Origin of the sequence: Rhizobium sp. BT-226 (assembly GCF_025847085.2) — a bacterium.
Taxonomy (GTDB): domain Bacteria; phylum Pseudomonadota; class Alphaproteobacteria; order Rhizobiales; family Rhizobiaceae; genus Rhizobium; species Rhizobium sophorae.
Genome location: NZ_JAOYTI010000007.1, coordinates 1 through 26665, shown reverse-complemented (window position 1 = coordinate 26665; position 26665 = coordinate 1). Strand labels below are relative to the sequence as shown.

Genomic DNA, 26665 nt, shown 5'->3' with positions numbered 1-26665 from the left:
CTCACATAGCAAAAGCCGGCGGCATCGAAACGACATGCCTTCGACCGCGCGTTTGCGTCTTCAAGCCTTCCAGCAATCGGTAGCCGTTGCGCCAGCGGCCAAAGCCGCTGGCGACATTGATGTGCCCGGCAAGGCCGATATTCCTGGTCTCGGCGTTCCACAAGCGGCCGAACAGGGTCAACCGATCGACCGTCATGTAAGCATCGTTCATGCTGCCGACGACGATGCTTGGAAAAGGCAAAGGCGCCGTCGGCATGGCACCAAACGAGATATGCCCGGGATGCAGGTTTTCCGTGACCGGCAGATCGCATGGAGCAACGAGCAATGCTCCTTTGACGCGACGGGCAGCACTTCGCCCGGCCAAGCGGGCGGCAAGCAGGCATCCGAGACTATGGGCAACCAGATAGGCCTCGCTGGCCTCTTCAAGTGCGCCTTCCAATCGCGGCAGCCAGTTGTCAAGGTTCGGATGATCCCAGTTGTCCTGAGCGACGCACCGACTGCCCGGCTGATCCTGCAGCCAGTGCTGTTGCCAATGCCCTTCTCCTGAGCCGAAAAGCCCGGGAAGAATAAGTACATCGATCATCTGACGGCACCCTCTCTGAAGCTGCGCGCCGGTCTTTTTCCCGATCGGGGCAAACATCGGACATCACTCATCAGATCCACCCGATCACCAGGGCGAACAGGAATGTGAAGGAACTGACGATCGTGCAGATTCCGGCCGCATGCCTGAAATGCGACATGACGCTGCCTTCCGCTCTTCTCGCACCGTGCCGACGCAGGTCGGTCTCAACGACAATCGCCATCACACCGTTCTCCTCAATACCAAAGGCCGGGCATGGTGCCCCAATAATGGAGTTCGTATTCGCGAGCGGACCGGTCGCGCTCGTCGTCCCGCGCGAACAATCCGTTTACAGGCTCCCGTGCAGCGGGCGGCCTCAGGCCGAGGAACCGGCCGATCGAAAGCTTCAGCCAGAAGTGAAAATCAAGCTTCATGCGAACCTCCTGTCAGGAACCGGTATTCTTCGGCTAGAGCATTTCCGTTTTTCTTCGAGTCACGGAGGTGCTCTATCTCTTTGTTTTCATGCAATTCCGGACGCAAACCGCTGTGCACTTCTGCTGGAATTGCTCTACGAAATCAGCGAATGACGTTGTGCCTTGGCGAGAAGAACGTGAAGCGATGCCGTTGGTCTGTAGAGCATCAGCAGGCGGTTCTCCTCGCGTTTGGCGAGACGATATCGTCGGGCGAATTCGAAGACGCTCCACAATTGCTCGCCTGGCTCCGGCCTTTCCGCATCGGTGATCGTCGCTTCCTTAGATCGAACCATGGCGGCGACTCCTACTCGGCCGCCGCCAGGGCCGGATTTGCGCCCGGAAAGAAGGCCGCCAATTCGCCGATCACTTCGTTGATCCTGGCCAAAAGCGCGTCGGATGAAACCGCATAGTCTGTAAAATCGCGATCGGACGCATAGACGGCGGTCGGCAAGGTATGGGCCATGAAAAATCCAAACAGCGGCCGAAGCTGATGCTCGACCATCAACGCATGCCGGTCACCGCCGCCGGTCGCCGTGATGATGATCGGCTTGCCCCGAAGTTCGTGGGGGTCGATCAGGTCGATCAGGTGCTTGAAATGGCCGGGATAAGAGCCCTTGTAGGTTGGCGAGCCGATGATCAGGGCATCGGCCTGCACGATCTCGTCGATGACATGCCTGGCCTGCGCGTCGAGATCCTTGCGCCACAAGGCGCTGCCCAGCGACGAACCGACATCATGCAGATCATAGGTCTTGCTCGTAAATCCGTAGCGAATGCTCGCACGTTCGGCGACGTGCCGGACGAGCGCCAATGTCTTCGATGGACGGTTGAAGCTGCCAGCGATGCCGACGAGTTTGAAACCTGACATGGTTTTTCCTCTCATTGCGTTGCTCCAACTATTGTCTACAAAATTGATAGATTAAAGGAACGTGCATCTCTCCTTCTTCGCCTGGTTGAAAAAAACGTTCGCCGCCGCTCCGGCACGCATAAGCTGCATGGCGATGGTCACAAGGGATCGCCGATCCGGCGACCGCTTCGACCTCGCATGTGGGAAGACGACAGGGAGGGACGCAGATGTAGGCGGCATCGTGATGTCGCGAGCCCGGCGAGAGGCTCTTGCAAACGGCCCGCCATAAATGGCTTTGCCGCAAGGTCGAATATAATTGGTATAAGATTTCCGGTTCAGCGGAACGATTGGATGACAAGCCCTGCCTTTTCCTCTGCGGAAAATATACACTTCTTATAGATTTTAGTGGGAGCTTTTCATGTCAGTGCAGACGGCTGATGTCATCGATTTCCAGGCCTACCGGCAATCGCGCAGCAAAGATGCGCCCGATGCGTTCAAGGCGGCCGCGCCCGTATCCTTTGCGATGCAGCCGGTTCTGATGTGGGTGCCGTATTGGGGTTTTGTCCCGGTCATGGCAATGGGCATTGCGGGATATGGCGTCTGATCAAGCGCTTCTTCCCGACGGCGAAGCGAGAGACACCGCCGAGGAGATCACGGTTCAGACAGGACAGAATTTGCGGCGCATTCGCACCCGCCGCGGCTACTCCCTGGACCGGCTGGCAAAGATCGCCGGCGTCAGCCGTGCCATGCTCGGGCAAATCGAAACGGGCAAAAGCAGCCCGACGTTAAGCATCCTCTCGAAGATCGCGCTTGCTCTCGGTATTCCCTGCGCAGCACTGATTGCCGAACGCGGCGAAACCTCGATCATTGCGGTGCCGCGGGCAAGATCGAAAATCCTCGCCTCTTCCGAAGGACGCTTCCGGACACGGGCTCTTTTCCCCTTCGAAGGCGAGAGAAAGGTGGAATTCTACGAGCTCAGGATCGCTCCGCACCATAGCGAAAGTGCCGATGCCCATCAGCATGGAACGGTCGAAAATTTGGTCGTTGCCCAAGGCACTGTCGAAATCATCGCCGGCAGGCAGGCACCGCACATCCTGGGTGAAGGCGACGCCATCATCTTCGATGCCGATGTGCCCCATATCTACCGCAACATGACAGGAACGGAAGCAATCCTCTACCTGGTGACAACCTATCTCGAAGACGTTCGCGTCTGACGCAAAAAGAGCCCCCGTCTCCGGAGGCTCTTGGTCATTTGCTCTCAGAGGCGGATGGCTCAGGCAGCCATCATGCAGCACATCATCATGCCGCCGCAGTTCATCATCACGGGCATGCCGCCGGACATCATGGACATCATGCGCTTGCAGCACTCCATGAACATGTCCTTGTCCATGCCTTCCATCGGCTTCATTTCGCAGACCATGCCTTCGGCAGTCATGCTGCACTTCATGGAGCCCATCATCATCATCATCATCGGCATGGAGGCCATCATCGGCATCATCGCGCCGCTCATCATCGGCATGCCACCCATCGGCATCATTCCACCCATCATCGGGTTCATCATGGCAGGCATCATGTTGTTCATCATCGGCATCATGTTCATGGCGGGGTTCATGTCTCTCTCCGATCAATACAGCGGCGTTTCGCGTTTCAATGAGCGGGGAGATAAAAGAACTAATTGCAGCAAACAATGTAAAAAAATCTTCCCATATCTTTTCCTCCAATAGAATGGAACGATTTCGAGAGGATTGCGCAATCTTGCCAAGATAACGGAATTCTGTCCGCTATCATCGCTCGAGCGGAGCGATGCTCGCTTCGCCGGCCAGCACTCCCTGCTTAGCGCGAAGCACCTCAGCAAAGGCAATGAGACCCAGGCCCAGCAAGGTTGAGCCGCTGTCCCTCACGTCACGGCTGCGTGGCGATGGCACTGGCCGCTCGGCCGGTGACCTCGGATGCGATGGGCGCCGTACCAGTTATGAATGATGAGGATGCGTCGGATCGTCGTGCGGCTTCAGAAAAAACCGGCGCGCGATGTCCCAATAGCCATCATAGACAAGCCCGCCATTCGAACGGACGAGCGTATCGCGGTTTTTGCGATAGACCGCCGGAAGGCGATACCAGGAGATGCCCGGCCGACGATGATGGAGAACGTGCAGGTTGTTGAAGAGAAACAGCAAGCCGAAGAGATAGCTGTTTTCCACGATGGCGGTGCGTTCCTCATGGCTTTCGGCATATCTGTGCTCAGCATAGGATCTGAGCCGCGTCATCGCAGCACCCGTATAGACGAAAGCGAGGTAAAGCCACAGCGGCACGCCGCAGACGATGGCCGCCCAGAAAAGAACCGCGGCGACACCGATGCCGTGCACACCCCATATCCGTCGTCGTCCCGGTTCGTTTGCCCGTACCAGCTGCCCTTCCTGACCAAGGAAACTCAACAGCATCACGGCAGGGCCGATGGTCAAACGGCCGAACAGGGTGGTGTTCCACCGCGCCAGCAGCCTGCCGGTCGCGCCCAATTGCTCCCAGGTGGCCTTGGTGAAATAGGAAGATTCCGGATCCTCGATCGGATCGGTCAGATATCGTCGCGATGATGCTCCAGATGGCTATCCTTATAGATCGGATAAGGCAGCCACAGCGACAGCGGTACCGACCCGATCGCGTCGTTTATCCCTTGGTTTCCCGTCGGATGGCCGTGAATGACTTCGTGCTGGAGGGATCCGTGCCAGGCAACCAACCAGCCTCCGGCGATCACGACCACGATCAGCGGCAATGATTGCCACCACCGGGTCAGTGCAAGAAATCCGCCATGGATGACGAGTGCGAGAATGACGGTCGGCCATTCCGTCGAACGCCTGGAAGCAATGGTTCCGGCCGCCTGCGAAGTCCTGTCGAGCATGCGTGTGATTTCCCCGTCAACCACACCAATCTATCGCAGGGCATCAGGAGTAGAGAATAAGGCCTATCTATTTTATATGCTTATCTGAAAAAATCCGTCTCAACCGGGGCTGAATTGCTTAATCCAAGCCTAAGGCTTGTCGCCGTGAAGGTGATGTTCGAGGAAGGGCAAATTGTCCTGTCCCCAATAGATTTCACCATCGTAGATATAGGTGGGAAAGCCGAAGACGCCGCTGTCGCGCGCATGCACGCGGTCTGCCGACCATTTGTTCTGGACATCGTCGTCGGCTTGTCGTCTGAGGAGTACCGCGCCATCGAAACCTGCTGATGTCACGATCGCCTCGCGCACATCGGGCTTGCCGATATCCCTCGCCTCGCTCCAGAAGGCATGCTGCAGGGCGCGGGCAACGCCGATCCAATCCTGTCCGTCGAGATAGGCCGCAATCACGAAGAGGGACGCCGGCGTCGGATCGCTCAAATCAGGGCGATGTTCGAGCCGCAGTTCCTTGCCGCGCACGCGCGCCCAGCGCTTGAGGTCCCGCGTCCAGTAGGCGCGCCGGATCTCCGGGCGGTTGCGCGAAAAGATACCGCCATTTTCCTCGACCACCGTCGTCAGATAGGGCGTGATGACCACGTCGTTCTTCGCCGCGAGTTCAGCGAAGGCGTCGAAGCCGATATAGGACCAGGGCGATCCGATCGAAAAGAAGTATTCTATTGATTTGGTCACTGATGCATGTTCCCTGCGAGGTGATTGTTCTGGCGTCGAATGGGCGACGACATTTTCAGGAAGCGGATCTAACTTCGGATGGCGCTTTCCATCCGAGTTCCGGTGCGATTGTTGTCACGAAGTCGTGGAGAATCTGGCGATATTCCTCGTGCTCGAACTCGTAAGGGAGCTCCAGCCTCAACTCGCCGACCTCAGGCAGGATCGGATCGGCAAAAAGCTGCGCCAATATCTCGTCCGATGTGCCGACGACATCACGGGCGAACAGGGTGCGCCGCTCGCCCTGCGGTGAAAGGGTTCGCTCATGGCGGCCATCGGCATAGTCTCGATACCGGCGCCGCGTTGCGGCATCGGCGCTGTCGAAAGGCACGATGACGCGGCCCAGCGCGACCCGGCGCTGCGTGCCGGCGGCACGATAGGTTTCGATCAGCCGCGATTGCGCGGTGAAGAAATCATCGGTCCCCTCGCCCGTTATCACATTGCCGGTCAACAGGTTGAAGCCATTGCGGCCGGCCCATTCGGCCGAGCGCTGCGACCCGCCGCCATACCAGATCCGGTCGATCAGGCCCTTGGCATAAGGCTGCAGCCGCGGCCGCTGCGGGCCGAAGGGCGTCTTGATCAAGGTCTGCTCGTCTCCGAGATAAGTGCCGCGCAGATTGTCGGCAAAGCGCAGCACGCGGTCGTGCGAGAAATCGTAGCCCGTCCAGTCGCCGTCGAAGACAAGCGGAGCGATCAGCTCGGCGTGCAACGGCCGGCCGGCGCTGACGCCGATATTCAGCCGCCCGCGCGACAGAACATCGACGGTGGCGAGATCTTCGGCCAACCGGTAAGGGCTTTCATAGCCGATCGGGATGACCGCGGTTCCAAGTTCGATCCGGCTGGTGCGCTGAGTCGCCGCCGCCAGGAAGGCGCTCGCGGAAGAGATTCCAGGCTCCAGGTGCCGCTGGCGAACCCAGGCGCTATCGAAGCCCAAATCCTCACCATATTGCAGTTGCTGAAGCGTCTGCTCCAATCCCGACAACGGATTTTCGTCGGGATAATTGCCGGGGGTGAGGAAGCCGATATGGCTGATGGATATGTTGCGGCCGATCATGTCGTCCCTTCCACTCGTGCCATCCGATGATCAGTATTTCGGCAGGCCGGGCGGATTGGTCTCGGATACCGGCAAGGCTTCCTCGGAAAGATGCCAGTGATCGAGGATTTTTGCGTAGGTGCCATCCTTGATCAGGCCGTTGGTGGCGACAGTCAGCGCATCGGCCAGTCCGCTTCCCTTGCGGGTGGTGATCGCGACATCCGAGCGATCCGGCCAGCCGGCGCTCAGCGTGCCGACGCGCTTGATGTTCTTGTCGCGCGCGGCGATGAAGACGAGCTGTGCATGCGGCTGGACGATGACATCGGCCCGGCCGGACCGCAGCGCGAGAAGGCATGCCGCCTCGTCGTCGTAATATTGCAGCTCGATCGGCTTCAGGCCCCCGGCAACATCTTCCTCGCTCCACTTCACCAGGATGCGCTCCTGGTTGGTGCCGGCCCCGACAATGATCCTGAGGCCTGCCGCATCCTTGGGCTCCTTGATCGAGGTGACGGGGCTGTCGGATTTTACGAAGAAACCGTGCAGACCCTGGCGGTAGGTGGAGAAATCGAATTTTTCCTTGCGCTGCTCGGTGACCCCGACATTGGAGATGACGGCATCATACTTGCCCGAGGCAAGGCCGAGCGGCCAGTCGATCCAGGCGACCGGCACGATCTCCAGCGTCAGGCCAAGGCTGTCGGCGATGGCATAGGCATAATCGGGATCTGCCCCGACCACGGTCTTGGCATCCGTGGCATAGGTGGCAAGCGGAGGGCCGCCGGGACTGACGGCAATGGTGAACTTGCCGGGTGTAACGAACTTGAACTCCTTGGGGATTGCGGCAATAGCCGCATCGTTCCTGGCGGCGTGAAGCCGTCCCGACTGCTCTGGGCTAAGGTCGAAATCCTCGGCTGCATGAGTTGCACCGAAGGAAAGGGCAGACGCCATGGCGGCGATCAGCAGGGTCCGGAATGCCGGAAGGGCAATCATCGTCTTCTCCAAATTGTCAGGCAGGAATGGCCGGCAGCATTGCCGCCGGCTCAATAGGGATCCATCAGGAGCCGCTCTTCGGCAGGCCGGGCGGGTTGGTCTGGGCCTTGTCGATCGCTTCGGGACCGAGGTTCCACGTATCGAGAATCTTCCGGTAGGCGCCGCTGGCGATCAGGTCATTGACGACATCGGTCAAGGGCGCTGCCAGGCCGCTGCCCTTGCGTGTGGTGACAGCAATCTCGGCCGTGATCGGCCAACCGCCGCTGACGGTGCCGACGAGCTTGGTCTTGCCGTTTATCCCTGCCGAATAGGCCTGCGTCGCGTTCACGCTGAAGACGGTGTCGGCTCTGCCGGACTGAACGGCGAGATCCTTGACCGCGTCGTCGTCATAATATTGCACCTCGATCGGCTTCAGGCCGGCGGCTACGTTCTGTCGGTCCCATTCCAGCAGGATCTTCTCCTGGTTGGTGCCGGCATCGGTGATGACCTTCAGGCCGGCAATATCCTTCGGCTGCTTGATCGAGGTGATTGGGCTGTCGGCCTTGACGTAGAAGCCAAGCTCGTCCTTGCGATAGGTCGAGAAATCGAATTTCTCCTTGCGCTCTTCCGTGACCGTCACGTTGGAGATCACCGCGTCGAACTTTCCGGAGGTCAGCCCCAACGGCCAATCGGCCCAGGCAACAGAAACCAGTTCGAGCTTCAGGCCCAGGCTATCGGCAATGGCCTGCGCCAGATCGACATCGTAACCGATGACCGTCTTGGAATCGGAGGCATAATCATGCAGCGGCAGATTGCCGCTCGAGCTGATACCGACAGTGAAGACGCCGCTTTCGACGAACTTGAAGTCCTTGACTTCGGCGATGCGTTTCTCGTTCTTTTCCACCCGCAGCCGGTTCGGCTGCTCGGGGCTGAGATCGAACTTCTGCTGCGCCTGAGCGGAACCGAAACCGATCGCGGCAATGGTGACGGCTCCCGCTATCAGAAGCCTTGCCCTATCTTTAAATGTCATGCCCCTTCTCCATTTCATCTTTAGGTTGTGGTTATTGTTATTCTGCCGGAGCAGCCCGTCGCGGCCCGGCATTTCGCCAGCGCTATCAGGCGCTAGAGAACCTTGGCGAGGAATTCCCGCGTACGGGGATGTTCCGCTTGTGCGAAGATGCGGGCCGGCGGGCCAGCCTCCAGGATGCGGCCGCTGTCCATGAAGACTACCGTGTCGGCGACTTCGCGGGCAAAACCGACCTCATGGGTGACGATGACGAGCGTCGTGCCGGTGCGGGCAAGTTCCTTGATGACGTCGAGCACTTCGCCGACGAGCTCGGGATCGAGCGCCGAGGTCGGCTCGTCGAAGAGCAGCACCTTCGGGCGGAGCGCCAGTGCGCGGGCGATCGCCACACGCTGCTGCTGGCCGCCGGAAAGCTGGCGCGGATAGGCGTTGATCTTGTCGCTGAGGCCGATGCGTGCCAGCAGCTCCTGCGCCAGCTGCACCGCTTCCTCGCGGCCGATGCCGCGAACCTGGATCGGTGCCTCGATGAGGTTTTCGAGCACGGTCAGATGCGGGAAGAGATTGAAGCTCTGGAAGACCATGCCGATATCGGCGCGGCGCTTGAGGATATCCTTCTCCTTGAGCTCGTAGAGCGTGTCGCCCTTCCTGCTGTAGCCGACGAAATCGCCGTCGACCGAGATGAAACCCTCATCGACACGCTCCAGATGGTTGATGGCGCGCAGAAGCGTCGACTTGCCGGAGCCGGACGGACCGAGGATGGCGGTCACGCTGCCTGCGGGAAGGCTGAGCTCGACATCATCGAGCACTTTCAGCGAGCCGAAGCTTTTGGAGATACTGTGGATGCGCACCGCGCCGCCTGCGGCCCGCAGCGTCGCAGCATCCTGGAAACCGATCTTGCGCACGGTGTCGGTCGCCGTATCGAGGACAGGCAGCGGACGGCGGAAACGCTCGAAAAATGCCTGGAAGGGCAACGGCGTCGGGTTGCGCACGGCGCCTTTGGAGAAGTAGCGTTCGATATAGCGCTGAGCGATCGACAGCACCGTCATGATGATCAGATACCAGACGGTCGCGACCATCAGCAGCGGAATGACTTCGAGATTGCGCCGATAAATCACCTGGACCGTATAGAAGAGCTCCGGCAGCGCCAGCACGTAGACCATGGAGGTGCTCTTGGCCAGTCCGATGAGTTCGTTGAAGCCGGTCGGCAGGATCGAGCGCATGGCCTGCGGCAGCACGATGCGGAAGGCCTGGCGGCGGCGCGGCAGACCGAGTGCTGCGGCGGCCTCCAACTGTCCGTGATCCACAGCGAGGATGCCGCCGCGCACGATCTCGGCGAAGAAGGCCGACTGGTTGAGCGTCAGGCCGAGAAAAGCGGCAGCAAAGGGCGTCAGCAACTGCACTGTGGGATAGTCGAGGAAGATAGTATCGGTGAAGGGAATGCCGATCTTGATCGTCTCATAGAGGTAGCCGAGATTGTTCAAGATCAGCAGCAGCACGATGACGGGGATCGAGCGCAGCAGCCAGATATAGCCCCAGGAGAGACCGGAGAGCAGCGGCGACTTGGAAACGCGGGCAAGCGCCAGAGCCGTTCCGAGGATGGAGCCGGATATGGCGGCAAGCACGGTCAAAAGCAGCGTCCTGCCGAGACCGACGAGCACGGGTTCGGCAAAGAACCATTCGGCAAAGACGCCCCAACCCCAGCGCGGATTGGTGAAGATGGAATAGAGCACGGCGATGATGACGACGGCGGCAAAGATCGTACCCGCCAAGCGGCCCGGATGGCGGGCAGGCACGATGCGATAACGGGAATAATCCTTCGATCCTGCCGTCCTGCTGCCGGGGTCGATGCCGGCGAAATCCGTCGTCAGTGCCATTGTGCTTCCCTTTTATGATTGTCGGTCTTTGCCGTTTTCAGAAATTTGCGCCGGCCACGCGCAGGCGCGGTTCCGCATCTTCGTGAGCAGGCTCAGCGAGATGGGTGATGTCCTTCTCGAAGGGCAGGCTCTTGTAGATCTCGGGATCGGCGGAGGTGTCGAAGAGAGCGGTGTAGCCGTAGTTCAGATAGAGGCCGACGGCTTCGGGCTGGCGAAAGCCGGTCGTCAGGTAGATACGGGAATAGCCTTGGCGGGCGGCCTGGGCCTCCAGTTCCACCAGCACCTTGCGGGCAAGGCCCTGACGGCGCAGATCGGAGCGCGTCCAGATGCGTTTGAACTCGGCCGTGCGTTCGTCATAATTCTTGAAGGCGCCGCCGCCGATGGTTTCGCCATCACGGATCAACAGGAGAAAATTGCCGTCAGGCGGCGCAAAGGCTTCGGGAGGATAACGGTTCAACTCGGCCGCAGCTCCTTCGGCATTGAAATAGTTGCCGTAGCGGCTGTCGTATTCGTAGATCAACTCATCGATCAACGGCTTGGCGCGCGGGTCGAGAGGGCTGGTATAGAGAAACGTATCGCTCATATCGTTCATCACCCGTTGTCATCAGTGAGGAAGGTTTCGGCGAGCCGCACCCAGTAGCGGGCGGCCGGCGCGATGATCGCGTCGTTGAAATTGTAATGGGCACTGTGGAGAGGCGCGCTGTCGCCATTCCCGACGAAGAGATAACTGCCGGGATTTGCCTGCAGCATGAAGGCAAAATCCTCGCTCGCGGTTCTCGGCCGGAAATCCTTCTCGATCGCCGCGGCGCCGAGTGCGTCATAGGCGACGTCGCGGGCAAAGGCCGTCTCCGCCGCATGGTTGATCAGCGCCGGAAAGCCGAGGCGGTAATTCACATCCGCTTCGGCGCCGAAGCTTTCGGCCTGGGCGCGGGCAAGTGCGGGAATGCGCTCTCGCAACAGCTGGCGGACCGCCTCGCTATAGGCCCGCATGGTCAGCTGCATCTCGACGCTTTCCGGAATGACGTTCGAGGCGGAGCCGGCATGGATCGAGCCGACGGTGACGACCGCCATCTCCTGCGGATCGACATTGCGCGAGACGACGCTCTGCAGGGCGGTGATGAAGGAGGCCGACGCGAGCACCGGATCGACGGTCCGGTGGGGTTCGGCACCATGGCCGCCCTTGCCGATGATCTTGATGATTGCCTTGTCGACCGAAGCCATGGCCGGGCCGGCGACGAAACCGAATTGGCCCGTCGGCACACCCGGCCAATTGTGCAGCCCGAAGACCGCATCGACAGGAAACCGTTCGAACAGGCCTTCCGAGATCATCTTGCGGGCGCCGGCGCCGATCTCCTCGGCGGGCTGGAAGATCAGCCGCAGCGTGCCGCTGAAATTGCCGCTTTCGGCGAGATAACGGGCAGCGGCGAGCAGGATCGACGTATGCCCGTCATGGCCGCAGGCATGCATGACGCCGGGATTGCTGCTGGCATAGGCAAGACCGGTCGCCTCCTCGATCGGCAGCGCGTCCATGTCGGCACGGATGCCGATCCGCTTTTTGCCATCGCCGCGCCTGAGGGTGGCGACGATGCCGGTTCCGGCAATGCCCGTCGCCACCTCATAGCCCCAGGAGGAAAGGTGGGTTGCCACAAGCTTGCTGGTCCTGAGCTCCTGAAACGCGAGCTCCGGATATTGGTGCAGGTCGTGGCGAAGCGCGATGATCTCGTCGAGATGGGCGGCGATACCCTTCTCGACCGGATCGTTGCTGCGCGGGTTGTGAGCGATGATGTTCATGACGGTTCGTCGGCGCTTCAGGCGCCGACAGCCTTTCCGCGTTCGACCTGATCGGCGCCCGCCGCATAGCGGCTTTCGCGGAAGGGCAGACCCAGATGGTCGCGCAGCGTCTCGCCCTTCAAGACCGGATCGAAATAGCCGCGCTCCGTCAGGATCGGCAGAACGTATCTGGAGAAATCGTCAAAGCCCTCGGCGATGACAGGGAAACCGAGGATGAAGCCGTCGGCGGCCCCATGGTCCACCCAGCGAATGATCTCGTTGGCGATATGCTCGGCCGTGCCGATGAAGGCCGTACGCGGCGTTGCGGAATCCAGCGCGACCTGGCGGAGCGTCAGGCCCTTCTGCCGCGCCGTCTTCTTGATGCGGTCGGTGGTTGCGCGGAAATTGTTCCTGCCGATCTCGCCGAGTTCGGGGAACGGCTCGTCGAGCGGATAGACGCTGAAATCATGATGATCGAAGAAACGGCCGAGATAAAGCAGCGCCTCCTCTGTCGTGACGAGGTTGCGGATCTCCTGATACTTGGCTTCCGCCTCTTCCTGCGTCGCACCGACGATCGGCCCGATACCAGGATAAATGCCGACTTCAGCGGCACTGCGGCCATGGGCGATCACGCTGTCCTTGAGCTGTCGGTAGAAGGCCTGCGCCTCCTCGAACGGCCCGCCATTGGTGAAGACGGCGTCGGCATGTTTGCCGGCGAGCCTGATGCCGGAATCCGAGGCGCCAGCCTGGAAAACGACTGGTTGGCCCTGCTTGGAACGGCCGATATTGAGCGGTCCCTCGACGCGGAAAAAGCGGCCCTTGTGGTTGAGGCGATGCATTTTCGTCTTGTCGACAAAGACGCCGGTCTCCCGGTTGCGGACGAAAGCGTCGTCGTCCCAGGAATCCCACAGGCCCTTGATCGCATCGATATAATCCTCGGCGATCTCGTAGCGCAGTTCGTGCTCGGGATGCTCGCGGCTGTAATTGCGCCCCGAACCCTCGAGCGGCGAGGTTACCGCATTCCACCCTGCCCTGCCGCCGCTGATGAGATCGATCGAGGCGAACTGGCGGGCAATGGTGAAGGGATCGCTGTAAGAGGTCGAAACCGTACCGACGAGGCCGATCTTCGAGGTCAAGGCGGCGAGCGCCGAGAGAATGGCGATCGGCTCGAACCGATTGAGGAAATGCGGAATGGACTGCTCGTTGATGTAGAGCCCGTCGGCAACGAAGGCGAAAGCGATGCCCGCCGCCTCCGCCTTGCGCGCTGTCTTGACGAAGAAGTCGAAATTGACGCTGGCATCCGCCGGTCCGCTTGGATGCTTCCACGCATTCATGTGACCGCCTGGACCCTGCAGCATGATGCCGAAGGTGACGTGTTTTTGAGCCATGGGATCAATCCTCCTTGGAAACGGTCAGGCGACGAGGGAAAGCCGCTCCTTGGCGAGCAGCTCGATGGAAGCCAGGCGCTCGGCAACCGAAAGCGCCGGCGTATCGAGCACGAACTCCTTGACCCCGTAGCGGCGATGAAGTTCGTCCAGTTCCTTGCGGATCTGTTCCGCTGTGCCATGCAGCACGCTCGGCACTTTTTCCTCGGTGCGGTAATCGGTGACGCCGGCCTGGCGGGCGAATTCAGCCGCCTCCTCCTCGCTGCCGACATTGACGGTCTGGCCGTTCGGCAGGAACACCTTGACGATGCGCAGCTTGCCGACGCGCTCGCGGGCATAGTCCTCGCTTTCGGCGGCGAAGGCTGCGAGCGCCAGGATCGGGCGCTTGCCGCCGGATGCCCGCTCATAGGCCTCGAAGGTTCTGCGCAAATTGTCAGGATCGCCGTTCAAATGACCGGCGAAAACAAGCTCCCAGCCTTTCTCGGCAGCGAGCTCGGCGCTTTCGACGCTGGCGCCGAGCAGGAAACGCTCAGGAGCCGTCGGCGGGAAAGGCGTTGCCTGCGCACCGTCATAATTCGGGTCCGCGGCGAGATAGGTGTTGAGATCCGAAAGCTGGCTCGCAAAATCCGGCTTCCTGGACGGATCGACGGCAAGCTGCAGGGCGCGTGTCGAGAGCGGAAACCCGCCCGGCGCTTTGCCGACACCGAGATCGACGCGGCCGGGCGCAAGCGATGCCAGAAGATTGAAGGTCTCCGCAACCTTATACGCACTGTAGTGCTGCAGCATGACGCCGCCGGAGCCGATGCGGATCCTCGAGGTCCTGGCGAGAAGATAGGCTATCAGCGCCTCCGGCGCGGAGCTCGCCAGATTGGACATGTTATGGTGCTCGGCGACCCAGAAACGGTGATAACCGAGTTCCTCGGCCCGAGCGGCAATCTTTACCGTCGCACGCAGCGCATCTGCGGCCGTTAGACCCTGTTCGATCGGGCTTTTGTCGAGAAGACTGAGGAGGTAGGTCATGACACCACGATCCGATCCCTGGTTGCAAAGCTTAATCTATAAAATCAGTAGACAAACTTCATTATAAGAAATGACATTCTCTTTCGAACACGCTGAGTGAAAAAAATCGGATGCCGGGAATGTGCGCCGCCGGCATTGAAAGGCTTCTTTCAATCGACCATTTGATGGTCTATATTCTGGTCGAAAAGGAGTAACCGCATGAAGCTGTCAGAACAGGTCAAGCCGATCAGCTATCTCAAGGCGCACGCGCCGGAGATCATCCGGACACTGAAGGATAACCCGCAGCCGGTCGTCATTACGCTTCACGGAGAGGCGAAAGCCATCCTTCAGGACGTCGGCCAATACGAAGAAACACAGGAGACGCTGGCGCTGCTGAAGGTGCTGGCGCTCACCAACCGGCAGGTCGAGGAGGGCAAACTGCGCCCCGCCGCGGAATCCTTCGTGCGCATCCGCAAACGTCTGGCGGACAGCCGATCCTGATGCCATATCGTGTTCTTTTCGCCGAAGACGCGGAACGCGACATCGAGGATCTCTATCGCTTCATCGCTAGCCGCGACGGCGCCGAGACGGCAGAGCGCATCCTGACGGAAATCGAGAGTGCCTGCGTCGAGCTTGAAGAATTTCCCACCCGCGGAAATATTCCGAAGGAGTTGGCGGGTATCGGAATTTCCGAATATCGGGAACTGCACCATAAGCCGTGGCGCATGATCTATCGGATCCTTGGCACAGACGTCGTCGTCTACTGCGTCGTAGACGGACGTCGCGACATGCAGAGTTTTCTGGAGCGAAGGCTTATCCGCGCTTAGCCATACGCTGCCCACGCGAAGGTTGAACACTATCCAACTTTCCGCCCCGCCGGCGCATTTGCCCGCAGAAGTGCCATCAGCATCGGGCCGATTGCGAATTCTCCCTTTTCGCTTCGCCGCGTCAGGCCACGAAGATAGCCACCGGCCGAATTAATGTGGCCGCCACGCTCCAGGATGCATGCCATCACGGTGGCGGCGTTCTCCGGACCCATCACGGTTGCCGCCTCCTCGTAGGCCGACGGACTGACGCCCAGCATCGATCGAACGATGACGGCTGCGGCCATCAAATCGCGCCAGTTGCGGATTGCGCCATCCGGCCCATAGGCAAGGATTTCCGGGCAGGCCTGCAGAACCAGTCCGAGCGGGAAGGATTTCAGTCCGCCACCATCATTGCGGACGTCCGGCCGTCGACTTTGCGCTTCCTCCTTCTTCTGCCCGTGCGGATAGGCTGCCTCACCCCTCGCCTTCTTTGGCGCCACGGCCCCTCGGTCGTGGTCTTGCTCAGCTATCGCGCCCTGCTTCGTTTCGAAGCTTGGTTCAAGTTCAGAGGTGGATTCGGGATTTGAATTCTGTATGTGACGCTCGATATAATCGGCATTGCCGCGCTGTTTTGTTGATTTAACCCGAATTTCCAGCCGGTTAAGAATATCTGTGCGCAGGGCCGCCAATTCATCCAGCAACAGTTCAAGCTGCGCTGTCGTCGGTGATCGCGGCAGGCCTTCGATTAGGTCCCGGAATTCGCGGTATACGCCTTGCCAATCCCCAGGGATCTCTTCTTCAACTGCCGCTTCGATCAGTTTGGCAATGTCACGGCGGCAAAGGGTGATGCGTTCACGCAGGCGGTGAACATGCAGCCGCTCAGCCATCACCGCGGCCGCGAGCTGTTCGATCTCCTCGGCACGGGCAAGCAGCGGCGCCAGCGAGAAGCCGAACGCCTCATCGACCTCCCCTGCCCTGTCCCTGCGGACGTAACGCTTGCCGTTGGGGCTATCCTTGCGCAGCAGAAGACCGGCCTCGACGAGCGCGGCGAGATGACGCCGCACAGTCTGTTCGGCCATGCCATGCGTTCTGAGCGAAAGCTGGATATTCGACGGGAAGACGATCAAACCGTTTCCCTGGGCCAGCTCATTCTTCGGATAAAAACTCAAAAGAGCGTTGAGCACGGCAAGCGCCCGATCGCCGATGCCGAGCAGCGGCTTTGCTTCGCACAGCGCGCGAAACAATTTCCACTTATCGACCGACTGATCCGGTTTGATCTCCCCGACCATGACCTGGCTTGCGAGCATGCCAAGCGTCATCGACCGCCGCCCGAAGGGCGTCGTCACACTTCCGGTTTCCATATCTTCCACCTCAACGAGGCAAAAGAAATCCGCTCACCAAAACGGCGCCAAAAACTCTTGACAGCGATTCTCGGAAGTGCGATTCTCGGAGGTGTTCAAGACTACGAGGAAAGCTTCCGTGACGGTGACGTTCGGGGGCTTTTTTCTTTTGCGCGTTATCTCCTATCCGAATTGTCAGCTGACAACCGGTCTAACTGCCTCATTTTCCCTCATTTTCCTCTTCGAACTCGGCGGCGAGGCCTACCAACCGCTGAGCCAGGAATTCCGAAAACGCCGCCGATTTGACGGTGATGCGAAAGGTTTTGCCGGAGCGGGCCACCAAAGCAAGCGGCGCGCCGCCTTGGGTCCGGAGCGTCTGCTCGGCCCGCTGCGGTGCGCTCTTCTCCTCCAGCGCCTTCCAGATGACATCGAAGCGGCTGTTGGTCTCCAACGTCCCGAAACCAGCGACACTGACGGCGGCCTGCGCCTTTTTCTGCCCGCCCGTCTCCCTGAATTTCTCGGCAAATGCCAACCAGCGCGGGCGCCCGACCTTGGGGGCCGGCCCGATGGCGAGAATGATCTCGGGATCGATCGTCTGAGCCACCTGCAGGAGCCTTGACGTTTCCGGCTTGTCTGTCGCCAGCGCCTTGGCAATCATGTCGCGGCTGAAGCCATGCTCATCCATGCGGCGCGCAAACAGTGCCCGCTCGATAAAACTCAAGTCGACACGGGGGCCATTTTCCTGACCCTGTGCCAGGATCAGCTCTTCATCCGTGAGCTTTCGCACGACGGCCTTAACAGGAACCCCGATCTCCGCTGCCGCCCGCAGGCGCCTGTGGCCATAGGCGGCCTGGTAGTGCCCGGCCCTTGCCGGATCCGGCCGCACCAGGATCGGAACCTGCTGTCCGCTTTCCTGGATGGACTGCTTCAATCGCTCGAACTCGGCATCCTTGTCGACCGGGATACGGTCGCGGATGAAGGACATTTCGACGGCGGCCGGATCGATCTCCAGCACCTTGTCGCCGGAGGCCAGCGATTCGCGCAGAGCCTTGGCGGCGGCGGCTTCCTCTCCCAGTCGCCCAAGCGACAGGTTCATCGCCTTGACCGCTCCGGATGGTCGGTGCGGCTGTTGCACGCTTGGCACCTCCGGCCGTGTCGGCTCGACGGCGCCGACCATGCTCTTCAGGATGTCGCGTCCTTTTGGGCTCATGTCCTGCTCCATGCGCTGCGAATGAGTTGCTCGACCTCGGCATTGACACTGTCGACGGATTCCACCCCGCGGTCATAGGTCTGGCGATGCATCGTCTCGCGTCCCGCCTCGTAGATTGTCTGCTTCGACAGGCCCGCATCCGAGACCGCTGTCGACTTGACCATCATCGATGTCAGCACGCGCTCGCCGAACAGACTGCGCAGGAAGGCGACGATCTGCGCCTGCGGTCCATCATTTGCCTCATAACGGGTGATCAGATAGCGCATCCAGTCATAATCGAGATTGCCGCCTGCCTGCTTGACCACGGCCAGAAGGTCGGAGGTCATCGTCAGGAACTGGTTCATCGACGCGACATCGAGCATCTGCGGATGGACGGTGATGAGGACGGAGGTGGCAGCGCAGAGAGCAGACAATGTCAGGAAGCCGAGGGTCGGCGGGCAATCGATGATGACGACATCATAGCTCTGCTCCAGCGAATGCAGCGCATTGCCGACCCGCATGAAGAACATGTCCTTGTCGTCGCGGTTGGTGTCGGCAAGCGCCTTTGGAGTATCGTGTTCGAACTCGTGCAGTTCGAGATTGCCGGGAATGAGATCGAGCCCCGGAAAATAAGTCTGGCGGACGATGTCGGCTACGTCGCGTCGCGTTTCGTCATATTTGATGGCACCGTAAAGCGTCTCGTTTTCGCCGACGTCGAATTCCGGCTGATATCCGAGCATCGCCGACATCGAGGCCTGCGGATCAAGGTCGACGGCGAGCACGCGGTAGCCGCGAAGAGCCAGGAACTGCGCCAGGTGGATCGATGTCGTCGTCTTGCCGGAGCCGCCTTTGAAATTAGTGACGGCGATCACCTGGAGATGGTCGCCCGGCCGGCGCATCGGCAGATAGGAGGGTTTGGTGCGCCCGAGATGGTGGCGCATTGCATGGATTTCCTCAAGCGAGAACACCCGTCGCCCGGCCGCCGTCTTTTCCGGATTGATGCTTTCCACCTGAGCGGCGAGGTGGCGAACATAGCTGTCGGTAACGCCGAGCAGCTTGGCAGTCTCCGTGCTGCTGAACCGCCGCAGCGATTTGCGGGCGTCGGGCGAAAACAACCGCTCGAACAGCACCTGCAATTGGCTGCTGAGCATCGTCGAGTCCTGCGCGATCGTCTCGTCGATCGAAACTCGACTCGCTCTCTTGGCTTTCTCAACAATCGCGGCCTTGGTCGGCATTCACGCAAATCCTGATAAATCGGGTCATTTTGCGCAAATGATCGTGAGTCTGCCGATTCCGTCAAGCGATTTCTTGGTTAGCCAATGGATAACAAACGGGATTCGACGAAAAAATCATGTGGAATTCCGGAATCTTAGCGCGATTGTCAGCTGACAATGGGGCCGTGTCCTCCTCCATCGGCGGCAGCCCTAACGCACTTCAGCATATTCGATACGACAGAGCGCCATTACCCGACTCACTTGAAAACAACATCCACCGCTTGGGCACGCTGGATCAGGCAATCCGTTTTTCATTTATAGGCAGACGAACGGCAAAGGCTTTCGGCTTCCAGCCCGCGGACGGGTTCGCTGCCGGAGGCCTTGTCATTTGCGTCTTGGGTTTCGGCAACGCGGCGTGGCTGAGCAAGGCTCAGCATTTGTTCGAGACGACCGGCATTGAGCGGAGCGCTTATTCCCTTGAAGTTCATGATCTATCTTTCGTCTGCGCATCGATTGCGTGAAGCCGTAGAGATAAGCGCAATTTGAACCTGCCGAGAACCGCCCGTCGGCGTTATCACCATCTTTTCCGATGCCAAGCGGGCAAGGGGAGGGAGACCTCCATCTTCAAGCCGCTCTGAAATGCGGCCTTCGGCAGCGACAATTGTCTCGGTTCTCTTCTGCGCAGGAGCGGACTGCCATGCGAAACTGAAGCTTGCCCGCTCACCGGCGAACCGGCGTTGTCTCCGATCATGCGGCATCGCCGGAATTCCGAGATGTCGGTGTGGGGCTCACTCCAGGGAGCGCTGTTGCTGCGTGCTATCGGGGGAAGGGAGGTGTGGCCTGGATTTTCTTGCCGGTCTAAGTCGGCAGAATACCGAGGGCAGGGGCGTTGAAAGGTGGGGGATCGTTTGTCCGGAGATCCGATCGATCGCCAGGCCAGACCGAAGACACCAATCCGATCAGATGCCGGCAGTTGTGCGCGAATAGGTTTCCGCTATCCCGGGGGTCATCCCCCGCGAAGATCACAACAGCGCATGCTAGGCGAATCAGGTGGCGGTGGGTAAGATCAATCCTGCTAATCGGGATCATACGTTGGTAAAGACGTTTGCCCTAGCCTGATCAACCAGATCTCACCCTGTTCGGCAACGTGGTCATCTTTCCTAGCGGAACTTATTGGCGAGTTCGCTTCCGTCGGCGGAATTTCTTCTTGTTTACCTGCTATTTACCATAATGCTCCACGGCTCCGGTCAAGCCCGTTCCTTGCTAGCAGGGTTGCACGAGGCAGGCATTTCACTAGCGCGCCTTCGTTCCCTCGCGATTGGTAAAATGGGCATTGCCCAACCCCGTGCCGATGGTCAGCACCGCCCATCTCGACACGTCGTTCATAAAAGGGATCTGCGACAATCCCTGCACGACGGCATCGTTGTGCATCATCACGAATGTGCTGTCCTCGCCGATCTCCGGAATGGCCTTCATCAGTGCGGCAGGAAGGTTGAAGCTATCGCTCTCCCAGTTTCCGCCCGGCAGGTTCTGTCCGCCGCGTTCGATGGAGCCATCGGCTTTGATGATGCCGGGGCATGCGATCCCGATGATGGGCGCCGGCTTGAGATTGGCCTTTTCGGCCTTGCCGATCAGATCCTGCAACATCGCGGCCAACTTCTCGATGGTTGCCGTACGGCTTGGCTCGTCGTCGGCATGACGCCAGATGGCTGAATCCCAGACGCTTGCATCCGCAAAATTCGGCACGTCGTCCCTTCCGAATTTAACGACGCCGGCGCGAACATTCGTGCCGCCGATATCGACAGCGAGCATCGCCTCGTGCCCTTTGAACATCCAGCGCGGCATTAGGTGGACCGCGCCGATCAGTCCGGCCTCATCGGGGTGGTGAACGATCGGCACGACCTCGACGTCGACGCCGGCCACCTTGAGAATAACCATGGTCCTGGCGATCGCGAGCTCGCCAAAGCGGCTCTGCCGGAAGCCGCCGCCGACGACGATGCGTTCCGTCTTTACCCAGCGCTTGTCCTTCAGGAACTTTCCGATCACGTCGGCGAAGTCCTGGGAGAAGTCCTCCACCGCCCCCATGACCAATGCCGCCGCCGCCATATCGTCGCCCTTGAGAAAGGCATCGATCTTCTTCTTGGAAAGCTTCTCGGTGGCGGCCTTGCCGAGCGGATCGTCTCCGACCTTGCGGATGCGTTTTCTCCAATCGTCGAGCTTCAACTGAAAAGTCTTCTTGTTGGCGTTGTCGCCAACGAAACCATCCTTGTCACGCAGTTCGTTGTTGTAATCGTCGATCGTGACCAATGGCAGGTTTAACGCGCCATGCGCCAACGGGGCATTCACCTCATCACGGGGATCGGAACTGCTTTTGGCCATCAATGTACCTTCTACGGCGCGAGTGCTCGAACGGGCGGCGAGATACAACGCGGACTAGCCTCCGGATGTTCCGGAGTCTGAAAAGCCACCTTGTCCTTGTCGGCCAGCGACCTAGCTTCAGTGATTGCAGAGTTTTGGAGAATGCCGTGCAGGACGACGACGCTACTCAGGAAATGCTTTCACTGGTCTTGGAAGAGCCGGATCATTGGGCAATGTTTCTCGATATCGACGGGACGCTGCTCAATCTCGCGCCTACACCGGATGCGATTGAGGTCCCGGAGGCGCTTCCCGGACAACTTCATCGCCTGTCCAACAAGCTCGGCGGCGCCCTGGCGTTGGTCACCGGCCGGTCGCTTGCTTATGCAGACGAGCTGTTTAAACCCTTTGCATTTCCGACAGCAGGCCTTCACGGCGCGGAAATCAGGAACGCGGCGGGAATGCAGACGGTCGAGGCGACAGCTGAGTTTCAGGCGCTGAAGCATGCGCTGACCGCGGAAGCCGAGCACTATCCTGGAGTCTTGATCGAGGATAAGGGTGCGGCCGTTGCCGCCCACTACCGGCTCGCGCCCGAATATGAAAAGGTGCTCGAAGACCGCATGAACCATTATGCGGCGCTCGCCGGGCCGAACTGGGCATTGCAGCTCGGCAAGATGGTATTCGAACTGCGCCCGGCACGGTCGAGCAAAGGCGATGCGCTGGAGCGGTTTTTCCAGTCCGACCCCTTCAAGAACCGCTGCCCGATTACCATCGGCGATGATCTGACCGACGAGTCGATGTTTGCGATCGCCAATGCGCGTGGCGGCGTTTCGGTGCGTGTCGGCGCGATCGGCGCTCCGAGCTGCGCCACGAGCCGGCTGTCCTCTTCTGCGCTGGTTAGAAATGTCATCGCTGCCTTGGCGGCCTGAGGCACGCTGTTGGACGATGTGCATGCGGATTGCTATCGTCTTTACGCCGGCTGTGCGGCATCAATTGTCAAAAAAGTATCGGTTTTAGCCGGGAATCGTGGTGGCGGGCGTGACACGAGCCCACTACACTCCCCTTCAACAATAAAGCCAAAAAGGGAATTTGGCTGGCGGGCCTAGAACCGTCCTCGGAGGAGGAGACATGGAACCTGACTTGGAAGTCATTCAGATCCGCCCGGGCGAATCTTTCGCAACGAAAGCGCATGGCTACCCCTACCATACGGTTCGTTGGCATTTTCACCCGGAATACGAACTTCATCTCGTCGTGGCGACAACGGGACGCTATTTCGTCGGCGACTTCATCGGCGAGTTCGAGCCGGGTAACCTTGTGCTTGCCGGGCCTAATCTTCCCCATAACTGGATCAGCGATGTCCCGAAAGGATCGAGCATTCCGCTTCGCTGTCAGCTCATTCAGTTCAGCGAGAATTTCATCAGCGGCACGATGAAGGTGCTGGCCGAACTTGGGTCCTTCGATCCGGTTCTTGAAGCCTCCCGCCGTGGCGTGCTCTTCGGCGCCGATACCAGCCGACAGGTTGCTCCCCTGATGAACGAGGTGCAGCAGGCCCACGGTGTGCGTCGTATCGAGCTCTTCATGATGATCGTCGGCCTGCTCAGCCGGGCGCAGGATTCCCGGCTTCTTGCCAGCCCGAGCTATCTGCCCGATCCATCGGGCTACATGTCGGCCGGCATCAACAAGGCGCTCGCCTATATCAGAGAGAACCTGACGAAATCCTTCGACGAAGCCGATCTCGCGGCGATCGCCGAACAGTCGACCGGCGCCTTTTCGCGCGCATTCCGACGCCATACCGGCATGTCGCTGGTACAGTATGTGAAACGCCTGCGCATCAATCTCGCCTGCCAGATCCTGATGAGTGATGACCACGCATCGATCACCGATATCTGCTTCGAGGTCGGCTTCAACAATCTGTCCAACTTCAACCGGCAGTTCCTCGCGGAAAAAGGCATGACGCCGTCCCGTTTCCGGCGGTTGTTGGGTGACAATATCAACGTGGCAAAGGCGGCCTAGAGCAATACCAGCAAAAGTGCGCAGCGGTTTTGCGTCCGGAATTGCGTAAAACAAAAAAATAGACAACCGAACAAGCACGGGACGAGGGAGGACGAGGAGGAGGAGGAGGAGGAACAGAAACTGACACTGACTTGAACGCGGGCACGCGATGAGCGGCTCGCGATCGGAGATGCTTGTCCTCAAAAACGTCAAACGCCAGGACAGGCGCGACCGTTCCTTCAGCCGAACGGCCACGGCAGACAGTGCAATCACGAACCTACACAATTTTTACCAATGGGAGGAGATGGAAATGATGAAATTCTCGACAAAGGCGGCAGGCGCCGCGGCATTTGCCCTAGCCTTATCAGGCGGTACTTCCGCCTTTGCGCAAACCGCCGTTTCGGATGCGACAGTGGCATTCCTCATGCCCGATCAGGGCTCGACCCGCTACGAGGAGCACGATCACCCGGGCTTCGTCGCGGAAATGAAGAAACTCTGCGCGTCATGCAAGGTTCTCTACCAGAACGCCGATGCCGATATCGCAAAACAGCAACAGCAGTTCAATTCAGCCATCACGCAAGGCGCGAAGGTCATCGTACTGGACCCGGTGGATTCGGCCGCCGCCGCATCGCTCGTCCAACTCGCGCAGAGCCAGGGTGTCAAGGTCATTGCCTATGACCGTCCTATTCCCAAAGGCAAGGCCGATTTCTACGTCTCCTTCGACAACAAGGCGATCGGCAAGGCAATAGCGGAATCGCTCGTCCAGCATCTGAAGGCGCAGAACGTGCCGACCGATGGCGGCGGCATCCTGCAGATCAACGGTTCGCCGACCGATGCGGCTGCCGGGCTAATCAAGGACGGTATCCACGAGGGGCTGGCGAGCGGCGGATACAAGACGCTTGCCGAATTCGACACGCCGAACTGGCAGCCGGCGAATGCCCAGCAATGGGCAGGCGGCCAGATCACCCGCTTCGGCAAACAGATTGTCGGCGTGGTCGCCGCCAATGACGGCACCGGCGGTGGCGCCATCGCAGCTTTCAAGGCGGCGGGTGTCGATCCGGTGCCACCGGTAACCGGCAATGATGCGACGATCGCTGCGCTGCAGCTGATCATAGCAGGGGATCAGTACAATACGATTTCTAAGCCGAGCGAAATTGTCGCCGCTGCCGCTGCCAACGTCGCCGTGAAGCTCCTGGCCGGAGAAACGATCAAGGCCGAAATGACGCTCTACGACACGCCCGCGCAGCTCTTCGTGCCGGCTGTCGTTACGGCAGAGAACCTCAAGGCCGAGATCATCGACAAGAAGATCAACACCGCCGAGGAGCTGTGCACCGGCCGCTATGCCGACGGCTGCAAGAAGCTCGGCATCACCAAGTAATCGAGCCAAGGGAAAGCGCGGCTGGGCCACCGGCCGCGCTTCCGATTTTCGCTTTTTCGAAAGGCCAGGCAATGTCTGAAACCTCTCATACTCCTGACCCTTCCCGTCAGCCTGTCCTCAGTCTGCGTGGAATATCGAAGAACTTCGGAGCAGTGTCGGCGCTCACCGATATCGAACTCGATGTGTATGCCGGCGAGGTCGTGGCGCTCGTGGGCGATAACGGCGCCGGCAAATCGACGCTGGTCAAGATCCTGGCCGGCGTGCACCAGCCAAGCTCGGGCACGATCATCTTCGAGGACAAGCCGGTCAACTTGTCGAGCCCAAGTGCTGCGCTCGACCTCGGCATCGCAACCGTCTTCCAGGACTTGGCGCTTTGCGAAAATCTGGACGTCGTCGCCAATATCTTTCTCGGCAAGGAGCTCAACCCCTATCAGCTCGATGAAGTCGCGATGGAGATCGCCGCCTGGAAGCTCTTGAACGAGCTTTCGGCCCGCATTCCGAGCGTGCGCGAGCCTGTCGCCTCACTCTCCGGCGGACAGCGCCAGACGGTGGCCATCGCCCGATCGCTGCTGCTCCAGCCGAAACTGATCATGCTCGACGAACCCACAGCTGCACTGGGCGTCGCCCAGACCGCCGAGGTGCTAGACCTTATCGAGCGCGTGCGGGAGCGCGGCCTCGCGGTCATCATGATCAGCCACAATATGGAGGACGTTCGGGCCGTCGCGGACCGTATTGTCGTTCTTCGGCTCGGCCGCAACAACGGCACCATGTTGCCCGACGCATCCAACGAACAGCTCGTCAGCGCCATCACCGGCGCATCCAACAATTCCGTCTCCCGCCGCGCGATGCGCCGCAAGGCGCAAAGCCACCAAAACGAGGAGGGCAGGCCATGATGAAGACTATCCAGAATGAACCGGCAGCACCTGCGCTCCTCGACCGACGTGACGAAAGAGTGCACCACGACGATAGCCTCGCCGGCTCGATCCGCGCCTTTGGGGATCGCATCCGCTCCGGCGATCTCGGTTCGCTGCCGGTCATTGTCGGCCTGGCGATCATCTGGACGGTGTTCCAGGCGCTCAATCCGGTGTTTCTCTCGAGCAGCAACCTCGTCAACATGCTGTTCGACTGCTCGACCGTCGGCGTCATCTCGCTGGGTATCGTCTGCATCCTGATGGTGGGTGAGATCGATCTGTCCGTCGGCTCCGTCAGCGGCTTCGCCTCGGCACTGGTCGGCGTCTTCTGGGTCAACCAGGGCTGGCCGGTGGTCCTGGCGATCCTCGCCGCCATGATTATCGGCGCCCTGATCGGCTCACTCTACGCGTTTCTCTTCAACCGCTTCGGGATGCCGAGCTTCGTGTCGACGCTGTCGGGGCTGCTCGCGGTTCTCGGCCTGCAGCTCTATATCCTCGGAGCGACCGGTTCGATCAATCTTCCCTATGGTTCCTGGCTCGTGAGTTTCGGCCAGATCATGGTCATGCCGGACCCGGTCGCCTATCTGCTGGTGGCGCTTGCCGGCATTGCCTTCTTCTTCTCCAGCTACCGCACCTCGGCGCGCCGGCGGGCTGCCGGCCTGTCTGCGAAATCGACCGGCGGACTGCTTATCCGCGCTGTCATCATCACGGTCGCCCTCGAAGCAGTCGCATTCTATCTCAACCAGTCGCGCGGCATTCCTTGGATGTTCGGCCTTTTCGTCGGGCTCGTCGCCGCCATGAACTATGCGCTGACGCGCACGAAATGGGGGCGCTCCATGCATGCCGTCGGCGGCAACAGGGAGGCTGCCCGCCGCTCCGGCATCAACGTCTCGCGCAT

29 protein-coding genes and 1 pseudogene are annotated in these 26665 nt (G+C 60.0%); 11 read left to right on the top strand and 19 right to left on the bottom strand.

Going from position 1 to position 26665, the window contains the following annotated elements:
* Position 1 precedes the first annotated feature (1 nt).
* The 5 genes from OIU37_RS31110 to msuE all read right to left on the bottom strand — a co-directional run bounded on the left by OIU37_RS31110 (position 2) and on the right by msuE (position 1897).
* Entirely contained in the window at positions 2–583 is a 582-nt protein-coding gene (locus tag OIU37_RS31110) for an alpha/beta hydrolase (RefSeq protein WP_264259717.1), read from the bottom strand.
* Between the two features lie 70 nt (positions 584–653).
* Positions 654–803, bottom strand: coding sequence for a hypothetical protein (locus OIU37_RS31105; RefSeq protein WP_164902886.1), 150 nt, complete (start codon positions 801–803; stop codon positions 654–656).
* 13 nt (positions 804–816) lie between these two features.
* Entirely contained in the window at positions 817–993 is a 177-nt protein-coding gene (locus tag OIU37_RS31100; protein ID WP_180697003.1) for a hypothetical protein, read from the bottom strand.
* Positions 994–1127: 134 nt separating this feature from the next.
* Positions 1128–1325: a hypothetical protein gene (locus tag OIU37_RS31095; protein ID WP_180697002.1), complete on the bottom strand. Its 198-nt coding sequence runs from the start codon at positions 1323–1325 to the stop codon at positions 1128–1130.
* 11 nt (positions 1326–1336) lie between these two features.
* Positions 1337–1897, bottom strand: coding sequence for an FMN reductase (gene msuE / locus OIU37_RS31090; RefSeq protein ID WP_180697001.1), 561 nt, complete (start codon positions 1895–1897; stop codon positions 1337–1339).
* A gap of 397 nt (positions 1898–2294) precedes the next feature.
* On the opposite strand from msuE, the gene OIU37_RS31085 reads away from it, so the two are divergent.
* The 3 genes from OIU37_RS31085 (at position 2295) to OIU37_RS31075 (ending at position 3600) form a co-directional block, all read left to right on the top strand.
* Positions 2295–2480, top strand: a complete 186-nt coding sequence (locus tag OIU37_RS31085; protein ID WP_168311844.1) for a hypothetical protein — start codon at positions 2295–2297, stop codon at positions 2478–2480.
* Complete coding sequence (locus OIU37_RS31080) at positions 2470–3090, top strand: helix-turn-helix domain-containing protein (protein WP_180697000.1); 621 nt, start codon at positions 2470–2472, stop codon at positions 3088–3090. Before OIU37_RS31085 ends, OIU37_RS31080 begins: the two co-directional genes overlap by 11 nt.
* 72 nt (positions 3091–3162) lie before the next feature.
* Positions 3163–3600 (top strand): hypothetical protein, encoded by a 438-nt coding sequence (locus OIU37_RS31075; protein WP_264259716.1) that lies wholly within the window; start codon positions 3163–3165, stop codon positions 3598–3600.
* A gap of 246 nt (positions 3601–3846) precedes the next feature.
* On the opposite strand, the pseudogene OIU37_RS31070 reads toward OIU37_RS31075, so the two are convergent.
* From OIU37_RS31070 to OIU37_RS31025, 10 genes and pseudogenes are all read right to left on the bottom strand, one after another.
* Positions 3847–4769 (bottom strand): annotated as a pseudogene (locus OIU37_RS31070) (fatty acid desaturase).
* A gap of 129 nt (positions 4770–4898) precedes the next feature.
* Positions 4899–5495: a 2-hydroxychromene-2-carboxylate isomerase gene (locus tag OIU37_RS31065; RefSeq protein WP_180696999.1), complete on the bottom strand. Its 597-nt coding sequence runs from the start codon at positions 5493–5495 to the stop codon at positions 4899–4901.
* Between the two features lie 55 nt (positions 5496–5550).
* Positions 5551–6585, bottom strand: coding sequence for an LLM class flavin-dependent oxidoreductase (locus OIU37_RS31060; protein WP_180696998.1), 1035 nt, complete (start codon positions 6583–6585; stop codon positions 5551–5553).
* Positions 6586–6615: 30 nt separating this feature from the next.
* Positions 6616–7551 carry an ABC transporter substrate-binding protein gene (locus OIU37_RS31055; protein WP_264259715.1) on the bottom strand — a complete coding sequence of 312 codons (936 nt, stop codon included), beginning with the start codon at positions 7549–7551 and terminating at the stop codon, positions 6616–6618.
* A gap of 64 nt (positions 7552–7615) precedes the next feature.
* On the bottom strand, positions 7616–8560 hold the full coding sequence (locus tag OIU37_RS31050; RefSeq protein WP_180195906.1) for an ABC transporter substrate-binding protein: 945 nt from the start codon (positions 8558–8560) through the stop codon (positions 7616–7618).
* Between the two features lie 92 nt (positions 8561–8652).
* The gene (locus OIU37_RS31045; RefSeq protein ID WP_180696996.1) at positions 8653–10428 is read right to left on the bottom strand and encodes an amino acid ABC transporter permease/ATP-binding protein; all 1776 of its coding nucleotides are present in this window, start codon (positions 10426–10428) and stop codon (positions 8653–8655) included.
* 37 nt (positions 10429–10465) lie between these two features.
* Positions 10466–11023, bottom strand: coding sequence for a GNAT family N-acetyltransferase (locus OIU37_RS31040; RefSeq protein ID WP_180696995.1), 558 nt, complete (start codon positions 11021–11023; stop codon positions 10466–10468).
* Entirely contained in the window at positions 11020–12219 is a 1200-nt protein-coding gene (locus OIU37_RS31035) for a M20 aminoacylase family protein (protein WP_264259714.1), read from the bottom strand. Before OIU37_RS31035 ends, OIU37_RS31040 begins: the two co-directional genes overlap by 4 nt.
* 17 nt (positions 12220–12236) lie before the next feature.
* Positions 12237–13586: an LLM class flavin-dependent oxidoreductase gene (locus OIU37_RS31030; RefSeq protein WP_180696993.1), complete on the bottom strand. Its 1350-nt coding sequence runs from the start codon at positions 13584–13586 to the stop codon at positions 12237–12239.
* A gap of 24 nt (positions 13587–13610) precedes the next feature.
* A complete protein-coding gene (locus OIU37_RS31025; protein ID WP_180696992.1) occupies positions 13611–14603 on the bottom strand; it encodes an LLM class flavin-dependent oxidoreductase in 993 nt (330 codons plus the stop codon).
* A gap of 198 nt (positions 14604–14801) precedes the next feature.
* Here OIU37_RS31025 and OIU37_RS31020 point away from each other — a divergent pair, with 198 nt between their 5' ends.
* On the top strand, positions 14802–15083 hold the full coding sequence (locus OIU37_RS31020; RefSeq protein ID WP_180696991.1) for a type II toxin-antitoxin system Phd/YefM family antitoxin: 282 nt from the start codon (positions 14802–14804) through the stop codon (positions 15081–15083).
* A complete protein-coding gene (locus tag OIU37_RS31015) occupies positions 15083–15409 on the top strand; it encodes a type II toxin-antitoxin system RelE/ParE family toxin (protein WP_180696990.1) in 327 nt (108 codons plus the stop codon). The genes OIU37_RS31020 and OIU37_RS31015 overlap by 1 nt, the downstream gene beginning before the upstream one ends.
* Positions 15410–15438: 29 nt before the next feature.
* Here OIU37_RS31015 and repC read toward each other — a convergent pair whose 3' ends face one another.
* From repC to repA, 3 genes are all read right to left on the bottom strand, one after another.
* The gene (repC, locus tag OIU37_RS31010) at positions 15439–16749 is read right to left on the bottom strand and encodes a plasmid replication protein RepC (RefSeq protein WP_180696989.1); all 1311 of its coding nucleotides are present in this window, start codon (positions 16747–16749) and stop codon (positions 15439–15441) included.
* 199 nt (positions 16750–16948) lie between these two features.
* Positions 16949–17938, bottom strand: coding sequence for a plasmid partitioning protein RepB (repB, locus tag OIU37_RS31005; RefSeq protein WP_180696988.1), 990 nt, complete (start codon positions 17936–17938; stop codon positions 16949–16951).
* Complete coding sequence (repA, locus tag OIU37_RS31000) at positions 17935–19152, bottom strand: plasmid partitioning protein RepA (protein WP_017958286.1); 1218 nt, start codon at positions 19150–19152, stop codon at positions 17935–17937. Before repA ends, repB begins: the two co-directional genes overlap by 4 nt.
* A 116-nt stretch (positions 19153–19268) precedes the next feature.
* Here repA and OIU37_RS30995 point away from each other — a divergent pair, with 116 nt between their 5' ends.
* On the top strand, positions 19269–19652 hold the full coding sequence (locus OIU37_RS30995; protein ID WP_264259855.1) for a hypothetical protein: 384 nt from the start codon (positions 19269–19271) through the stop codon (positions 19650–19652).
* Between the two features lie 772 nt (positions 19653–20424).
* Here OIU37_RS30995 and OIU37_RS30990 read toward each other — a convergent pair.
* Entirely contained in the window at positions 20425–21510 is a 1086-nt protein-coding gene (locus tag OIU37_RS30990; protein WP_180696986.1) for an ROK family protein, read from the bottom strand.
* Positions 21511–21683: 173 nt separating this feature from the next.
* Here OIU37_RS30990 and otsB point away from each other — a divergent pair, with 173 nt between their 5' ends.
* From otsB to OIU37_RS30965, 5 genes are all read left to right on the top strand, one after another.
* Positions 21684–22415 (top strand): trehalose-phosphatase, encoded by a 732-nt coding sequence (otsB, locus tag OIU37_RS30985; RefSeq protein ID WP_180697181.1) that lies wholly within the window; start codon positions 21684–21686, stop codon positions 22413–22415.
* A gap of 199 nt (positions 22416–22614) precedes the next feature.
* A complete protein-coding gene (locus OIU37_RS30980) occupies positions 22615–23499 on the top strand; it encodes an AraC family transcriptional regulator (protein ID WP_180696985.1) in 885 nt (294 codons plus the stop codon).
* A gap of 283 nt (positions 23500–23782) precedes the next feature.
* Positions 23783–24856: a sugar ABC transporter substrate-binding protein gene (locus OIU37_RS30975; protein WP_180697180.1), complete on the top strand. Its 1074-nt coding sequence runs from the start codon at positions 23783–23785 to the stop codon at positions 24854–24856.
* Positions 24857–24927: 71 nt separating this feature from the next.
* Positions 24928–25749, top strand: a complete 822-nt coding sequence (locus OIU37_RS30970) for an ATP-binding cassette domain-containing protein (protein ID WP_180697179.1) — start codon at positions 24928–24930, stop codon at positions 25747–25749.
* A partial coding sequence (locus OIU37_RS30965) for a sugar ABC transporter permease (RefSeq protein WP_264259713.1) occupies positions 25746–26665 on the top strand: 920 nt, incomplete at its 3' end. The genes OIU37_RS30970 and OIU37_RS30965, both read left to right, overlap by 4 nt.

Bases quoted from the DNA above. Each gene is read 5' to 3' on its own strand.
- OIU37_RS31085 (WP_168311844.1), top strand. From the start codon at position 2,295: ATGTCAGTGCAGACGGCTGATGTCATCGATTTCCAGGCCTACCGGCAA.
- OIU37_RS31030 (WP_180696993.1), bottom strand. From the start codon at position 13,586: ATGGCTCAAAAACACGTCACCTTCGGCATCATGCTGCAGGGTCCAGGC.
- OIU37_RS30980 (WP_180696985.1), top strand. From the start codon at position 22,615: ATGGAACCTGACTTGGAAGTCATTCAGATCCGCCCGGGCGAATCTTTC.
- OIU37_RS31110 (WP_264259717.1), bottom strand. From the start codon at position 583: ATGATCGATGTACTTATTCTTCCCGGGCTTTTCGGCTCAGGAGAAGGG.
- OIU37_RS31020 (WP_180696991.1), top strand. From the start codon at position 14,802: ATGAAGCTGTCAGAACAGGTCAAGCCGATCAGCTATCTCAAGGCGCAC.
- OIU37_RS31055 (WP_264259715.1), bottom strand. From the start codon at position 7,551: ATGATTGCCCTTCCGGCATTCCGGACCCTGCTGATCGCCGCCATGGCG.
- OIU37_RS30975 (WP_180697180.1), top strand. From the start codon at position 23,783: ATGGAAATGATGAAATTCTCGACAAAGGCGGCAGGCGCCGCGGCATTT.
- OIU37_RS31045 (WP_180696996.1), bottom strand. From the start codon at position 10,428: ATGGCACTGACGACGGATTTCGCCGGCATCGACCCCGGCAGCAGGACG.
- repB (WP_180696988.1), bottom strand. From the start codon at position 17,938: ATGAGCCCAAAAGGACGCGACATCCTGAAGAGCATGGTCGGCGCCGTC.
- OIU37_RS31100 (WP_180697003.1), bottom strand. From the start codon at position 993: ATGAAGCTTGATTTTCACTTCTGGCTGAAGCTTTCGATCGGCCGGTTC.
- OIU37_RS31035 (WP_264259714.1), bottom strand. From the start codon at position 12,219: ATGAACATCATCGCTCACAACCCGCGCAGCAACGATCCGGTCGAGAAG.
- OIU37_RS31050 (WP_180195906.1), bottom strand. From the start codon at position 8,560: ATGACATTTAAAGATAGGGCAAGGCTTCTGATAGCGGGAGCCGTCACC.
- repC (WP_180696989.1), bottom strand. From the start codon at position 16,749: ATGGAAACCGGAAGTGTGACGACGCCCTTCGGGCGGCGGTCGATGACG.
- OIU37_RS31060 (WP_180696998.1), bottom strand. From the start codon at position 6,585: ATGATCGGCCGCAACATATCCATCAGCCATATCGGCTTCCTCACCCCC.
- OIU37_RS30970 (WP_180697179.1), top strand. From the start codon at position 24,928: ATGTCTGAAACCTCTCATACTCCTGACCCTTCCCGTCAGCCTGTCCTC.
- OIU37_RS31080 (WP_180697000.1), top strand. From the start codon at position 2,470: ATGGCGTCTGATCAAGCGCTTCTTCCCGACGGCGAAGCGAGAGACACC.
- msuE (WP_180697001.1), bottom strand. From the start codon at position 1,897: ATGTCAGGTTTCAAACTCGTCGGCATCGCTGGCAGCTTCAACCGTCCA.
- repA (WP_017958286.1), bottom strand. From the start codon at position 19,152: ATGCCGACCAAGGCCGCGATTGTTGAGAAAGCCAAGAGAGCGAGTCGA.
- OIU37_RS31105 (WP_164902886.1), bottom strand. From the start codon at position 803: ATGGCGATTGTCGTTGAGACCGACCTGCGTCGGCACGGTGCGAGAAGA.
- OIU37_RS31025 (WP_180696992.1), bottom strand. From the start codon at position 14,603: ATGACCTACCTCCTCAGTCTTCTCGACAAAAGCCCGATCGAACAGGGT.
- OIU37_RS31015 (WP_180696990.1), top strand. From the start codon at position 15,083: ATGCCATATCGTGTTCTTTTCGCCGAAGACGCGGAACGCGACATCGAG.
- OIU37_RS31075 (WP_264259716.1), top strand. From the start codon at position 3,163: ATGCAGCACATCATCATGCCGCCGCAGTTCATCATCACGGGCATGCCG.
- otsB (WP_180697181.1), top strand. From the start codon at position 21,684: ATGCTTTCACTGGTCTTGGAAGAGCCGGATCATTGGGCAATGTTTCTC.
- OIU37_RS30995 (WP_264259855.1), top strand. From the start codon at position 19,269: ATGTGGAATTCCGGAATCTTAGCGCGATTGTCAGCTGACAATGGGGCC.
- OIU37_RS31095 (WP_180697002.1), bottom strand. From the start codon at position 1,325: ATGGTTCGATCTAAGGAAGCGACGATCACCGATGCGGAAAGGCCGGAG.
- OIU37_RS30990 (WP_180696986.1), bottom strand. From the start codon at position 21,510: ATGGCCAAAAGCAGTTCCGATCCCCGTGATGAGGTGAATGCCCCGTTG.